This window comes from Persicobacter sp. CCB-QB2, assembly GCF_001274635.1.
Taxonomy (GTDB): Bacteria; Bacteroidota; Bacteroidia; order Cytophagales; family Cyclobacteriaceae; genus Persicobacter; species Persicobacter diffluens.
The window spans coordinates 3301793-3316699 of the sequence record NZ_LBGV01000001.1; the positions used below are offsets into that span (position 1 = coordinate 3301793).

Genomic DNA, 14907 nt, shown 5'->3' on the forward strand with positions numbered 1-14907 from the left:
GATAACTTTTTTCAACATCGTCCACAAGTGGAAATATTGGGGGAAAACGGGGTTCATAAAATTGGATTTTACACATCAAACCAGATTTTAGAGAAAATCGCGGGATAACTGTTGATAAGTGGGGAGAATTTCAAAGATTTCGGAGAGTTATCCTTGCAAAAAATAGGGTTATCCACGGATATACACACAGGGTTTCATATTTGATCAAAAAAAACGGCTCGAAATCATATTTTCGAGCCGTTTTTCATACATGTAGGAATATGTTAGTGGAAAACCCTGTTTGTCTGGTGAAATTTGAAGCGGATATTATAAAATTGAAGCGAGAAGAAGTGGATAAGTAGAGCAGTGAGGATCAAATTTAAAATTCAGAGCGCATCGGGCATAAAAAAAGCCATCCGTAAGGATGGCTTTTTGATTTTCACGGGAAACAATTCGTTTAAGAAGCCGTGATCATGAATATTTTAGAGCTTGTATTAAAAGCCTGAGTTCATTTTGAAATGGCAAAGGTGCCCTATCCGATTATCCTGGGAGAATAGCAGCGCTATTGTTGAAAAATATTTAAAATCGTTTCCAATAATTCGAATTTGCTTCGGAAAGAGGGGTTTTATTTACCCTCTCCAGGAGAATAGAAGCGTTTTTAATGAATCCTTCCGCTTTAACACTAATAGACTAAATCAATATTGGTCAATTCCCAGTTGGCGCGTATGGCAATTTCTTCCGGGTAGATGTAAACGGGCTCGGGACTTTCATTTTTAAGCATATTTCCATACTCCCATACCCCATTTTCATTTTCATCTATCAATAATCTTAATCGATAGGTGCCAGGCTTAAGGTTTTGGAAGAGATAATCTCCATTTTCAGAGGGCTCCAATTCTTTAACAAGCTTGTAATCCTGACTGAGTGCCTGAATTTTATATTTTGGATAGTTGGTTATCACTCTTCCGGCAATACTACCCAAATCTTCCGGTCTTGCCAGGCTAAATTTTTGGGATATGGCCTCAGAAGAATCACTTTCCACACTTATAAAAGCGCCTTTTGGCAGGACTAAAGATACTTCTTTAAAAACGATGGGTGAGGGCTGATTGATATAAATACTATCCGCCTTTAAACTATCCAGAAAAAGGGTATCCGCAGGTGGAAGAAAAATGGAATCCAATCCAATATTTTTTCGAATGGTCACCTCATTGAAGTTTTCATTCCATTCCAGCTCTTTTTCGATGTCAATTTGTAAAAAATTGAGGGTATCAAAAGCGAATAACATGGAATCCGGATGTACCTCCCGAATCGGCTTATTAAATCGAATTTTTTCAGAAAAGTCTGCAGCTACAGGGTTATCATGGTTGGTGTTCACAATTTCCGTTAGAAATTCTCCATATTTTCTCCTTGATTCAGAGAATTTGATGAATACTTCAGCAAAACCTTCATTGTTTACGGAGTCTTTTGCAATAATTCTAGCGGCAATACTGTCATTTTCACTTCTTAATTCCGGGTTGAAAAACCTTACTCCATTATGCTCTACGCTGAAATCATGCAATACTTTTTCGTCCGGATTTAGAAAATTGACCTCATATTCTGTGACGTATTTATTAAAAATGACGTCAAAATATTTACCGGAGGGTTTTGCCGAATTCACGTGGAACTCTCGACCATCTACCAATAGTAATTGGAAATCTAAATTCTCCTGGCTTTCTGTTAGCGATAAAGTATCTGTTAAAAAGGCGGATGGTTCGCTTTCCGCATCATTTAACAGGTTATTATTCGCATCCAGGAAGGCATAGGCCCGGAAATTTCCATTTCTAATGTAGGATAATTTATAAAAGCCTTCCTCATCTGTTTTGGCAAAATATTCCGGTTTTCCCGTGAAAATATTTAAAGAATCCGAGACATCGAATAAAACGACAGTCGCTTCTTTCACCGGAAGACCGGTCATCAACTCGGTTACTTGTCCACTGATTTCCAGAGAATCAATATAATCCCCCGTACTGAAAGCAAATACAGAATTTTTCCAGGGATTATTCTCATTGATATCCTGTATGGCGTCCTGGAAATTGAAATTGTAGGTGGTATTTTCTTCTAATGGCTCTTCAAAGGTGATGATGAGTGATTTCTTTTTCATTTTGAAATCATATCGAACATCCGTTTGAGGGGTAATCAGAAGTTTTTGCTTCAGGTTTTTGGGCTGGGTATACTCATCAAAGGTGAAGGCAAATTTTTTTCCTCTATAATTGATATCCCCCATTTGTGGGACGGAGGTGACCAGTTTTGGGGGAATCGTATCTTGTTGTCCTCCTATGGGTTGGCGAACATTGGCACAGGAAGCAATAAAGAAGCCCATGATTCCCGAAGCCAAAATGATATTCGCAATGCTATTTACTTTCATGCTCCAAGATGTAGATTAAACTACTGAAATTATTGTTTTTACGAGCGGCAAGATTTGACTTGAGTCCAGTATAGAATGCTGAAAAATAGTTTTGATGTCCATTTTTATACTGCTCGCTTAACAAACTTACATAAAAGGAATCCAATTTCATGGGAATCTTACGGTTGATTTTGAATCCATGATGCTCCGCAAGTAGCTGCATGCTTTTTTGCGAAAAATGGTAAAGATGCCTGGGGACATCATAGGCCGCCCAATAGGTACCATAATGTTGGGCATCATAACTCTCCGGATTAGGCACTGCAATAATTAGTTTTCCCGTGGAACGAAGCTTCTGTTTTAGGGTCTGAAGCGTTTCATTAAGGTCTTCCAGATGCTCCAATACATGCCAAAGGGTAATAATCTCCACTTGTTCAGGACCTAACTCCTTTACAGAAGATGCTATTTTTCCTTTCAATACAGGTACATGCTGATTTCTGGCATCCTTGGAAGGTTCTAAACCTTCAATTTCCCAGCCTTTCTTTTGGCAAAACTCCAGGAAATGTCCTGTGCCACAACCAAAATCCAGGATGGATTTAGAGGTGGAGGCGTATTGACGAACGAGCTTTTCTTTTCCTCGGAGTGTAAAGAATCGCGCAATCTTATATAAAAGTTGCGTTAGGTTTTGTGCCTTGTTGGTATGTGAGATATAACTATCTGCCTGATAATAGGCTCCCAATGCCTCTGGGATGGGATTAGTGAATTTAAACTGGCAATCATCGCATTGAACAATTTGAAACTGTTCCTGACTGCTGGTAAAATCTTTACAGGCTAAAAAATCAGAAAAATGGCTGCCCTGACAAACAGGACAGCGCTCTATATTTTTGACCATAGGTATGCGGATCGAAAGAAATGTTTCCCGTGGAAAATCTATTTATTTCCCAAGATACACCATCAAAACGGAAATATCAGCAGGAGAAACGCCACTAATTCTCGAGGCTTGTCCTAATGTTTGTGGACGCATATTACTTAGTTTCTCCTGAGCTTCTTTGGAAAGGGCTTTGATTGCACGATAATCAATAGAATCTTTGATATACAAGTTTTCCATATTATCCATTTTCTCGGCCATCTTCTGCTCCTTATCGATATAAGTATCGTATTTGATCAGAATTTCCGCCTGCTCTTTATTGATGCGGTCATAATTATTCATTTCCACTTCAAATTCAGGGGTAATCACACTGACTTGTTCCATGGAAAGTTCCGGACGCTTCAATAGTCGGTAAGCCGATTGAGATTCCTTTAAAGTTGCCGAATTCATAGACTCTAATTGCGCATTGGCTTTTGTCGGTTTGAATTTGGTCGTCTTTAAGGTATGAATCAGCTCTTCTACATTTTGCTTACGCTGAACCATTTTATCAAATCGCTCTTGTGTCGCCAAGCCTATTTGATGCCCTTTTTCAGTAAGACGAAGATCTGCATTGTCCTGGCGTAATAGGATACGATACTCTGCACGTGAAGTGAACATTCTGTAAGGCTCTTGCGTGCCCTTGTTCACCAAATCATCGATTAATACGCCGATGTATGCATCTGAGCGTTTCAAAATCAATGGATCTTCTTCTTTTACACGAAGGGAAGCGTTGATACCAGCCATTAAACCTTGCGCTCCCGCTTCTTCATATCCTGTCGTTCCGTTAATCTGACCAGCGAAATATAAATTTTTCACTAATCTGGTTTCCAGAGAGGTATGAAGTTGTGTTGGTGGGAAGAAATCATATTCAATGGCATATCCCGGACGGAACATTTTCACCTGCTCAAATCCTTCAATTTGACGCAAAGCTTTCATCTGTACATCCTCAGGCAAAGAGGAGGAGAATCCATTAACATAAATTTCTACCGTATTCCATCCTTCCGGTTCTACGAATATCTGATGACGATCACGCTCAGCAAAGCGGTTGATTTTATCTTCAATAGAAGGACAATAACGCGGGCCCAAACCCTGAATGCGGCCATTAAACATCGGTGAACGATCAAAACCTTCCTTTAATGTTTCGTGAACTGCAGAATTGGTATAAGTGATATAGCAGGAACGCTGCTTTTGCAAAGGTTGCGTTTCATCACTGAAGGAGAATTTGTAAGGGCTTTCATCTCCGGCTTGTTCGGTCATGGCTGCCCAATTAAGGCTTCGCCCATCTACCCGTGGAGGGGTTCCGGTTTTCATTCGTCCGGCTTCCATTCCCAATTCAACCAATTGTTCGGTAATACCAGAAGCAGAACCTTCTCCCGCACGGCCACCCCCAAATTGTTTTTCTCCAATGTGAATGGTGCCATTCAGGAATGTTCCGTTGGTCAGAACAACCGTTTTGGCCGGAATTTCCAAACCTAAACTCGTTACGACTCCTTTGACCTGTCCGTTCTTAATGACTAAGCCTTTGACCATTTCTTGCCAGAAATCTAGATTTTCCGTTTGTTCCAAACGTAATCTCCATTCTTCTGCAAATTTCATGCGGTCGTTCTGTGTACGTGGACTCCACATAGCAGGACCTTTGGAACGGTTAAGCATGCGGAATTGAATCATCGATTTATCGGTGATAATTCCCATTTGACCGCCCAAGGCATCTATTTCACGTACAATTTGTCCTTTTGCTACTCCACCTACTGCAGGATTGCAGGACATCTGTGCGATCGTATTCATATTCATCGTTACCAACAGGGTCTTCATTCCCATATTGGCAGCTGCCGCGGCAGCTTCGCAGCCGGCGTGTCCGGCTCCTACCACGATCACATCATATTCAGTAAACATAGGCTTTCCCTTTGTTTTATATTCTAATGGATGCTAATCTGTTTTAAAACAAATGTTCCACGTGGAACCTCATTTTTATGATAAAATGAATGTTTCACGTGGAACATTTTGATTTTCAAATGTTTGTGCAAATTTAAGCAAAAGAATCCTCAAAAAGCGCAATTGCTTCATTTTCTTTTGCCCGCATTGTCGCTGCCTCCTCTTCGGTTTTGTCTTTGTATCCTAAAAGATGCAAGACACCATGAATAATAACCCTTTTCAATTCTTGTTCAAAAGGTACATTCAGACTCAAGGCATTATCTTTTATTCGCTCTACACTGACGAATATATCAGACTCAATAAAGCCAGGGGTTTCACTATTGTCAAAAGTAATGATATCCGTATAGGTGTCGTGATTCAGATATTCGACGTTGATTTTATACAAATACTCATCACTACAAAAGATAAAATTGATTTCCTCTAATTCAAATCCCTCATTTTCAATTACCTGATTAATCCATGCTCGGCTGGAAATAAGCTGGTCTACATCGAATTCAACATCCTCTGTGAAAAAATTAATTTGATCTTCCATTAATTGATATAAAATGATAACTCCACTTTTCTCCCCTCCTCCTTGAACTCAACCTCATCACAAAGATGTTTGATCAGGAAAATTCCTCTACCATGTGGTTGGTCAATATTTTCTGGCGCTGTCGGATCTGGCAGATCATTATAATCAAAACCGTTTCCTTCATCTTCCACTGTAAATTTTACAGCTTCATTATTATGATGCACCGTGAGGGTAACGTTCTTTTCCTTATCAAATTTGTTGCCATGTTGAATGGCATTATTGACAGATTCAGTAATGGCAATCATAATATTACCATAAATGTCATCATCGAGTTGGTATTTGTCTTTGGTATTATCGATAAAGCTCTCGACAATTCTAATATTTTCACTCAAAGATGGGATTTCAATTTTGATCGATTCCATTATCATCACCGGATATTGTTGTTCTCTAACCTTTTGAAATATTGATTGACCTCTTTTTTATAATAAGGGTTGAGCTTTAAAGGAATAGTCTTTAATCGCTCGAGTTCTTTCTGTTTTTGACGGATATACTCCTCGATAGCCTCCGGTACCTGTTGATCATAATTTTTAGCAGTTTCTCCTTCACGTTCGTCATCCAGACGATCTTCCCGATCTGCTTTTTCAGACTCTAAAAGTCTGGTCATAATCTCTTCCTGGCGGTTGATCATTTTATTGGTCAATTGTTTATTGACTAGATCAAGTTCTGTTTCCTCCATTTTTTCAATGGCATCTTTCAGTTCTTTTCCTCCCCCACCATTGGCTTTTTTCTCAGCTTCTTCAAGCGCCCTGCGAATCTCTTCCTGTTCTTGAGCTAATTTAGCAACTTCTTCTGACAATTGTCTGCCTGATTTACCACTCTTTTTCAAATCATTAATTTTTTGATTCAATTGCTGTTGCAATTGACTTAATGAAGGAGTCGGCATAGGCTGATTGGATTGCTGTCCGGAAGAATTCCCCATCATTTCAGACATTTGTTGCTGCATTTGAGAAAGCACATCGTCTAATAGCAGGGCTAAATTATTCATGGAGGTCATCGCAAACTGTTGCTCGCTTAACGCATTACCTTTTTTTCTTTCCTTAATATAATTAGAAGCTTCGTCTAAATGGCTATTTAGGTCATTTAATTCTCTGGTCACAAAGGAAGAAATTTGAAAAACTCTTTCAGCCAGTGATTTGAGGGAGTCCTGAACAATTTTACTGTCATTCTGGATTTTGATTTGTTCCTGGCTCAGGTTCACAAATCGGGGGTCACTTTGTCGGGTTTTTCTAAAATCCTTCATGACCTGTTCCTGATTGAAGGACAGGTGGATCAAATTATTGAGAATATGTCTAAGGTTATTCATATTCTCCTGCACCATTTGCATTTCCATGCTTTGCTGCATTTGTTCCATCTTCTGCTTCATTTTTTGCAGATTCTGACTGATTTGTTGCTGGGACTGCTGCGCTTGTTTTTTCTTTTTTTGCTCTGCAGCTTCCTGAAACTGTTCTTGTCCTTTTTGGATGTTCTGCTCTTCCTGTGCCATATCAGGCAAAGCATTGGGACGTTTTAGATCATTATTTATTTTTTGGAGTTCATTCAGGTCTTTTTCCATTTCCTTGAATTCCTGATCCAGTTTTTCCTGTTCTTTGGCAATCTCCTCTAATTCATTCTTGGAGGCCTCTTCCGTTTTCTCGTTCAGTTTGGATTGTTCATCCTCTAATTCCTGCAACTGTTTGGTGATTTCGTCTGCCTTGAAATCAAATTTCATTCTTTTAAATAGTTCCAGGGTACGCTCCAGTTCTTCCTCCAGATTACTTTCTTTTTGCTCAATTTCTTTGAGCTTATCCTGAATCTGATCCATGTCCTGAGCTTGCTCCTCCATTAATTGCTGTAGCTCTTCATAGAGTTTTTTGGTTTCTTCATCCAAAAGGTCATCCATTAACTCCTGCAGCTTGGCGACCTTTTCTTTGATGGATTCATTCTTTTGTTCCTCAAAACGGTTTCTCCTTTCCACTTCTTTTTGGTGTTCCTCCTGAAGCTCTTTCAAACTGTTGTTGAGCTCTTCCCGTTTTTTGATCAAGTCATCAATTTGCTGTTTATCCTGCCAGCTAAGGGATTTTTTTGATTTCAATTTTTGCTCAATATTCTTAAGCTCGTTTCTGACCTGCTTCGCCTGCTCAATATTTTTGTCAATGGATTTTTCATTATTGGCACTTCCCTCGGCCAATTTTTCCTTCAAATCATCTTTGGTAGGGACTTTAAAGGTGTAGATGCCCGTTTTGGTTGTTTTCGGACCATTGATTTGGTCATTATCAGTTACCTGAAGGTAATATTCCATTTTCTGCTCAGAAGATAATTGCAGGGTATCCAGTGGCCAATTGAGGTAAAAGCCCTGGGTAGTTTTGCTACGATCTATAGGTAGGGAATGGGTTTTAAAGGAAGATTTTGAATTGGTTCTGTATTTAAGGGATAAATATTTGAGCCCATGATCATCACTGATATTTCCTCCCAAAATAATGTAATTGAAAAGAACGGTATCCTGAAACTGCTCCAGACTGATTTTGGGATATTCATCCTTGATCACGTTGACTTGATAAATTACCGGATCATTATTTTTGCCATATTCATTTTCCAGCTTGATTTCATAGCGATCTGATATGTGCAATGATTTCTCTAATTCAAATCCGTCCTTATTAGCGCTTAAAGCATAAACGGTGTCCTCATTTTGGAAATGCATTTCCATAGATCTGGTATCGGGTGCTAGAAATGACCATTTGACCTTAGTCCCTTCCGGTACCTCAAAATTACCTGTATTGGCAATATAATCTGTTTCTCTGCCCAGATAGGCTGGATATTCCAGGCTGACTTCGAAGTTCTTGATTTTAGGGCGAGGCACAACTTTTACTTTATACACGCTGGAGGAAAACCCGGCTGCCTCGAATTGAAATTCCTGATTCTGCTGAATTTTATTAAAGGTGTATTGAAAGTCAGTATTGGAGGTTTGCTTAAGTTTAAATTTCCGGTCTGCAGTTTTTAAGTATACCTGCGCTGGCACCGTTTTTCCGGAAATATTAAGGTCAACGGTAAAGTCTTCATTTCTAAAGGCGATAAGCTTTTGATTTTTTAGATTAAAATCAAAAAGGGCCTCCGGGGCAAAAGTCTCATCATAACGCACAATCCTTTTGGTACTTTCCGTAAAAAACTGTGGGACGAAAAGTAAAATGGCAATAATGATGACAGATGGAATATAAAGATACTTTAAATACTGCTTATTTTTTTTTATGGGAACGGCCTCCTGAAAATCATATTGATCCAGCTGATTTTCTTTTTGATCAATAGAGGCTTTGATTAAGTCGTTTGACCCGGAATAATTACCTTTTAATTGAATAAGGTTCAGTAAACGATCTCCAATATTAGGTAAAAAGGAGCCGATGTTTTGCGCTGCTTCCTGATCGCTGATAGGCTTTCTTAATCCAAGCAGGTGTAATAAAGGATTAAGAATAAAGTAGAGGAAGTTACCGATAAGTATGGCAATAAAGCCATAGAACAGGACCGCCCGGACTGTTGAGCCGAATCTACTGGTGAACTCAAAAGTATTAAAGAGTAAAAAGGCGGTTGCAACTATGGTAAAAGAAAAAATACTACCCTTTAGTAACTGATTAAGGTAGTATTTCTTTTTATAGCCAGAAAGCTTTTGGTCAAGCTTAGCTCGATGATTATTGGTCATATTTTAGTTCATTATCAGCTTTCTTTAATAAACGGAAACCGTTTAGAAGGAGCTAAAAATAATGCATAAAATCATTTATTCAGCACTGCTGGCGGATGAAATGTGAGTTTGAGGATCGTGTTGAAAATAAACTTCGCTATAATCTCGATACTGCATTGGATTATTGGGGAAGTTTTGCACGTAATTTTTCACTAATCGATAACCTTCATCATACCATAAGGCCACGATGGGGGCCTGTGTCATCAGGTAATTTTCGGCTTGTGTGAAGTATTGATTAGCCTCTTCCAGTGAACCGGCGGAAAGGGCTTTTTCAAAAAGCTGGTCATATTTTTGATCCTTGAATCGACCAATATTGGGGACAGATTGCTGATTTGGGTCTTCCGGTACATGTTGGCCATAAAACTGCCAAAGGAAATTCTCCGGACTTGGATAGTCTGCCAGCCAGGCCGTTCTGATCAGGTTGAAATCACCACTAAAGCTTTTTTCCAGCAATTGAGAGAAAGGTAAGATTTGTAATTCAAGATCAATGTTTAAATGGTCTTTCAATTGCTTTTGAAGTTCCATGGCCACATAAGTATTTCGATCTCCTTCCGCATTTAGCAGTAATTTAATTTTAGGAAATGGATTACGCTTATTATAACCTGCTTTTAGCAGATAGTATCTGGCGGAATCCAGATTCAGTGGGTATCCCTTAATTTTTTGGATATCGTAATTTTCGAATACGGGTGGTGTTACGCCTTGTTCTGCAGGAGCATAGCCCTCTCCATTTAAAACAAAATCTAAAATTCGATGCCGGTCAATGGCAAAACTGATCGCTTTACGAACATTCACATCCTGAAAAACACCTTGATCATTTCTAAAAGTAAGATATTGTGAAAGCATTTCAGGTACCCGCTGAAGCATATAATCTGTTGGGACATTGGCTCCTTTAGCAGCTGTTTCCTCCAAAATCTCAATGATGTATTCGGTAGGAAGACGATAAATCATGTCTAATTTTCCTTTTTTGAACTCCAAAAGCTCTGTTTTTTTATCCTTTATAAAGGAAATGCTAATGGCATCAATGAAAGGTAATTGATTATTGTATTTATCCGTTTTGTGGTAATGTCGGTTCTTTTTAAGGGTAACCGAAACATCCTCATCTATGGTATTTAAATAAAAGGGACCAGTACCTACCGGGTGAATCCTAACATCTAAGCCATATTTTTCAAGGGCTTCTTTGGGGTAGATGAAGGCTGCGGGTCTGGCCAGTGTTACTAGGAATAATGCGTTTGGAGCTTGTAGCTCTACAGAAACGGTATATTTATCAATGACTTTAACGCCCTTTAATTCAAAAGCAGGAACATTGCCGTTGGCACTGGCGTCATAATATTCCTGAGCGCCTAAAATCAGATCTTTAAATGCAGGGAAGTTTTTATTTTGAAGACTTTGGGTGCATAATTTTGTCAAACAAAATTTCACATCCTCAGCCGTAAATTCGCGTCCTTTTCCTTCGGCAAAACAGGGATCATCATGAAAGAAAACACCTTCTTTCAGTTTAAAAGTATACGTTTTTCGATCGTCCGAAATAGTATAGTCCGCCACCAGAGAGGGGTGAACCTTGGAGATGTCCGCCTGGTCAAAGGTAAATAAGCCTTCAAATATGGGAGTGGCTACCCGATAAGAAAAAGCATCCGCAATAGCGGGAGGGAATAAGGTTTTGATGTTTTCTGTTTCATTTAATCTAAAAACACCACCATAATTTCTTCCAGCCTTTGCTTCTTTTACTTCCTGGCTACGGTCTTGCCCAGTCTGGGCGCCACACGACCAAAGAAAGATGGTGGTAATACCGAGTAAAAGGATGCTTTTAAAAATATTCATAATGTTGGGTAAGGTTTCTTATTTTATTTCTAAATAGACGGGGCAATGATCAGAGTGTTTAACCTCCGGTAAAATTTTGCCGTCTACCAGACGTGCTTTCATTTCGGTTGTCGCCATCAAATAGTCAATACGCCAGCCCTTATTTCTTTCACGAGAAGCTGCCCGATAGCTCCACCATGAATAATGGTGAGGTTCCGGCTGGAATTGGCGAAAGCTATCAATGAAACCACCGTCAATGAATTTTGTCATCCACTCCCGCTCTTCAGGTAAGAATCCTGATGTATTTTTATTCTTATCAGGGTTATGGATATCAATGGCAGTGTGGCAAATGTTATAGTCTCCACAAACCACCAAATTAGGCAAATCTTGCTTCAGGGACTGAATATACTGATAAAAATCCTCCAACCACTCCATTTTGAATGCTTGTCTTTCTTCTCCGCTTGAACCTGAAGGCATGTAAGTATTTAAGATAGAAACATCCTCAAAATCAACTCGTAAGACTCGACCTTCACGATCATATTTTTCCATTCCACAGCCATATTCCACATGTTTAGGAGCAATTTTAGTTAATACCGCTACTCCACTATAACCTTTTTTCTCCGCGGCCATCCAATATATTTGATACCCCAGTTTTTCCCATGCAGCAGTATCTACCTGATGTTGTTCTGCTTTAACTTCTTGCAAACAAAGTACATCTGGCTGCTCTTCTTCCAACCACTCATTAAAGCCTTTTTTTATGGCCGCCCGGATGCCGTTGATATTGTAAGAGATAATTTTCATTAATAATCGTGACTAATTTGGTGAATTTAGTGAAAAGTCTAATTCTTTCTCAAAATACTCAATGATATGCATTTTAAGTAATTTTTCCTGCTCCAGCAGATCAAAATGTGGCAATGGCTTTAAAACTTTCCAATGTGGCCAGCCATCTTTATCCAATCCTTCTAATTCGTAGAAACCCGAATAGCTCAAGACTTTGCAAATGGCAATATGCATTAAATCTTGTTTTTCTTCTTTGGTAAAGCGCGCAAAACCTTTTCCTAATTCTTGTACACCGATTAATAAAAGCACCCCATTGATATCTTTTGGTCGGGTGTTGAGTCGTTCCTTGATTTCGGATAAGAGCTTGGCCCAGGCACGGGCCAAGTCTAAGTCTTTTTTGATCATGCCTTATTTTTTTGCTTATCTAAAGCCTCCCAATACTCCACCGCTCTTCTAAGCTCCGGAATAACGATAGTTCCTCCGATTAAATTCGCAATGCTAAAGATTTCGAAGACTTCGGCTTTGGTGACGCCTAATTCGTGTACTTTTTCCAAATGATATTTGATGCAGTCCTCGCATCTCAACACCATCGAACAGGCTAAGCCCAACATTTCTTTGGTTTTGACATCCAATGCGCCTTCGGCGAAGGTATTGGTGTCAAGGTTAAAGATTCTTTTCAATACTTTATTGTCTGCCGCCAAGATTTTATCATTCATCTCAGAACGATAGGCATTAAATTCTTCTACTGGATTCATAATTAAATTCCGATTAATGACGCAAAGATAAATGTAAGCTTTTGATTATTAATGAAAGTAATTTCCTTCTTTCCGCAAATTTGTATTGGACTTTACATCTGCCAAAGAAATTTCCGAAAACAGTTTATTTTCAATAGGTTTTACTAGGGCATGAAGATATTAAAAGTTACCCTGGCAGGAGTAAAGCATTTATTGTTTCCCCCTTATTGTTTATGCTGCGATGCTCACATCCCTTTTGAAAATGCCTTGATTTGTATGGACTGTGAATTGGATCTTTCCTGTTCCATGACGGATAGTGATCGAGAAGTAAAAGTGATTTTTTATGATATGCCACAGGTCAAGGGCTTATATATCGCCTTTCAGTTTTTCGAGGATTCCAGGGTTCAAAAATTAATTCATTATTTGAAATATAAGCATTATCCTGAAGTTGGAGAACTATTGGGATGCAAATTGGGGAGGATCATAAAACGACAACAGCAGCCTTTTGACTTTATAATTCCGGTCCCCATTCATCCCAAAAAAAGGAAAATCAGAGGGTATAATCAGGCGGAGCATATTGCTAAAGGGGTAATGGAAGAAACGGGGATTCCCCTGGCTTTTGGTCTTCTCAAAAAACAGAGGCATTCTTCTTCGCAGACTAAATTGAATAAGGAAGAGCGAATCAGGAATGTAGAAAGGAGTTTTGGTTTACGAAAAAAACTAAACTTTAAAGGAAAAAGAGTTTTGCTGGTAGATGATGTATTAACTACTGGCGCAACTTTAAGGGCTTTGGTTCAAGTCTTAATTGAGGCGAAGGCAGATCATATTGAGATCGGGGTTTTGGGAAAGGCAGAGGCATAAAAAAAAGAGATGCCGATTCGACATCTCTTTTCTCTTATTTTGAAAGGATTGAATTAATAGTTCGTTCCTGCTCTAATCATTGCACAACGGAAACCGATGGTTGCAGTAGCAGAATCCTGCTCCAAATAGCGGCGAGTTCCAGGATTTAACCAGTAAGCCACATCAGACCAAGATCCACCTTTATAAACGCGTGCCTGGTCACTGATTAGGGAGTTCGCACTCTCATAATCGTATTTGTCCTGGCTATCCAAGAAGCCATCTCGACGAACCGGGTTCAAATCTTCCATATCCTGGAAAGATAGCGGACGATAAACATCCAATACCCATTCGTTAACGTTTCCTGCCATATTATACAAACCGAAATCATTTGGAGGATAATCGTAGATAGAGCTGGTAATCATGGCTCCATCATTCAATTTACCTGCAATACCGGCATAGTCACCACGGCCTCTTTTGAAGTTGGCCAGGATTTGTCCCATTTGCTTTCCGTAAGGGTTACGAACTGCGTGACCGTCCCATGGGTACTGACGACGGTGGGTGTTATTTTCATCCATCCATTGTGTACCGATAAGTGCCTGCGCAGCATATTCCCATTCAGCCTCTGTCGGTAGACGGTAATCCGGAAGTACTACCCCAGACTCTAAAGGAATTCGTCCACCACCTTCTGGTAAATCTTCACCTGCATCTTCGGCCAACTTGTAGTTAACGATGGCAGTTCTCCAGGTACAGTAATCCATTGCCTGTTGCCAGTTGATGCCAACCACAGGAAAGAAACGGAAACCAGGATATCTGAAATAATGGTTTACGTAAGAATCGTTATAAGCAAGTTCACGAGCCCAAACAGTCGTGTCAGGCAAAGCTGAACGATAAAATTCTTGGGAGGAATCTTGATTAACGAAGTGGGTGTATTCCAACCAGTGAATATTGGCGATTTCTGTTTCATCCATATAAAAGGAAGCAACAGTAACAGTACGCTCTAAATTGTCACGGGAGTTCATAACATCCTCTTCGAAAGAACCCAGTACGGTACGTCCTCCTTCTATAAAGACTAAGTTGGGACCATCGGGTTGACCACGGAAATCATTGACTTTGAATCCGTCGTCGTCATTGTATTCCAAACCTGTAGCAGTAGAAATCCTGCCAGGGCTGGAAGCGGTAGGTTGAGTGCTGGTATTACAGCTAATTAACGCAAAGGCTAAAAGAGCTGTGCATGCCACACCACTAAAGATTGACACAAAATTTTTCATAACCTGTTTTTGATCT

Annotated in this window: 12 protein-coding genes; 1 reads left to right on the top strand and 11 read right to left on the bottom strand. The window is 39.5% G+C overall.

Features of this window, described 5'->3' with window-relative positions:
• Positions 1-661: 661 nt before the first annotated feature.
• The 10 genes from NG22_RS14545 to NG22_RS14590 all read right to left on the bottom strand — a co-directional run bounded on the left by NG22_RS14545 (position 662) and on the right by NG22_RS14590 (position 12804).
• Positions 662-2380, bottom strand: a complete 1719-nt coding sequence (locus NG22_RS14545; RefSeq protein WP_053406391.1) for an Ig-like domain-containing protein — start codon at positions 2378-2380, stop codon at positions 662-664.
• The gene (locus NG22_RS14550; RefSeq protein WP_053406392.1) at positions 2367-3248 is read right to left on the bottom strand and encodes a class I SAM-dependent methyltransferase; all 882 of its coding nucleotides are present in this window, start codon (positions 3246-3248) and stop codon (positions 2367-2369) included. Before NG22_RS14550 ends, NG22_RS14545 begins: the two co-directional genes overlap by 14 nt.
• A 42-nt stretch (positions 3249-3290) precedes the next feature.
• Complete coding sequence (gene mnmG / locus NG22_RS14555) at positions 3291-5156, bottom strand: tRNA uridine-5-carboxymethylaminomethyl(34) synthesis enzyme MnmG (RefSeq protein WP_053406393.1); 1866 nt, start codon at positions 5154-5156, stop codon at positions 3291-3293.
• A gap of 133 nt (positions 5157-5289) precedes the next feature.
• Complete coding sequence (ybeY, locus tag NG22_RS14560) at positions 5290-5727, bottom strand: rRNA maturation RNase YbeY (RefSeq protein WP_053406394.1); 438 nt, start codon at positions 5725-5727, stop codon at positions 5290-5292.
• On the bottom strand, positions 5727-6128 hold the full coding sequence (locus tag NG22_RS14565) for an ATP-binding protein (protein WP_053406980.1): 402 nt from the start codon (positions 6126-6128) through the stop codon (positions 5727-5729). Before NG22_RS14565 ends, ybeY begins: the two co-directional genes overlap by 1 nt.
• A 5-nt stretch (positions 6129-6133) precedes the next feature.
• Complete coding sequence (locus NG22_RS14570) at positions 6134-9433, bottom strand: DUF4175 family protein (RefSeq protein WP_072159105.1); 3300 nt, start codon at positions 9431-9433, stop codon at positions 6134-6136.
• Positions 9434-9508: 75 nt separating this feature from the next.
• Positions 9509-11290, bottom strand: coding sequence for an ABC transporter substrate-binding protein (locus NG22_RS14575; protein WP_053406395.1), 1782 nt, complete (start codon positions 11288-11290; stop codon positions 9509-9511).
• Positions 11291-11308: 18 nt separating this feature from the next.
• Positions 11309-12070 (bottom strand): exodeoxyribonuclease III, encoded by a 762-nt coding sequence (locus NG22_RS14580; protein ID WP_053406396.1) that lies wholly within the window; start codon positions 12068-12070, stop codon positions 11309-11311.
• Between the two features lie 12 nt (positions 12071-12082).
• Positions 12083-12454 (bottom strand): hypothetical protein, encoded by a 372-nt coding sequence (locus NG22_RS14585; RefSeq protein WP_053406397.1) that lies wholly within the window; start codon positions 12452-12454, stop codon positions 12083-12085.
• A complete protein-coding gene (locus NG22_RS14590) occupies positions 12451-12804 on the bottom strand; it encodes a carboxymuconolactone decarboxylase family protein (RefSeq protein WP_053406398.1) in 354 nt (117 codons plus the stop codon). The genes NG22_RS14585 and NG22_RS14590 overlap by 4 nt, the downstream gene beginning before the upstream one ends.
• A gap of 150 nt (positions 12805-12954) precedes the next feature.
• Here NG22_RS14590 and NG22_RS14595 point away from each other — a divergent pair, with 150 nt between their 5' ends.
• Positions 12955-13644: a ComF family protein gene (locus NG22_RS14595; RefSeq protein WP_053406399.1), complete on the top strand. Its 690-nt coding sequence runs from the start codon at positions 12955-12957 to the stop codon at positions 13642-13644.
• 53 nt (positions 13645-13697) lie between these two features.
• Here the strand turns inward: NG22_RS14595 and gldJ are convergent, their stop codons facing one another.
• Entirely contained in the window at positions 13698-14891 is a 1194-nt protein-coding gene (gldJ, locus tag NG22_RS14600; protein ID WP_053406400.1) for a gliding motility lipoprotein GldJ, read from the bottom strand.
• Positions 14892-14907 lie beyond the last annotated feature (16 nt).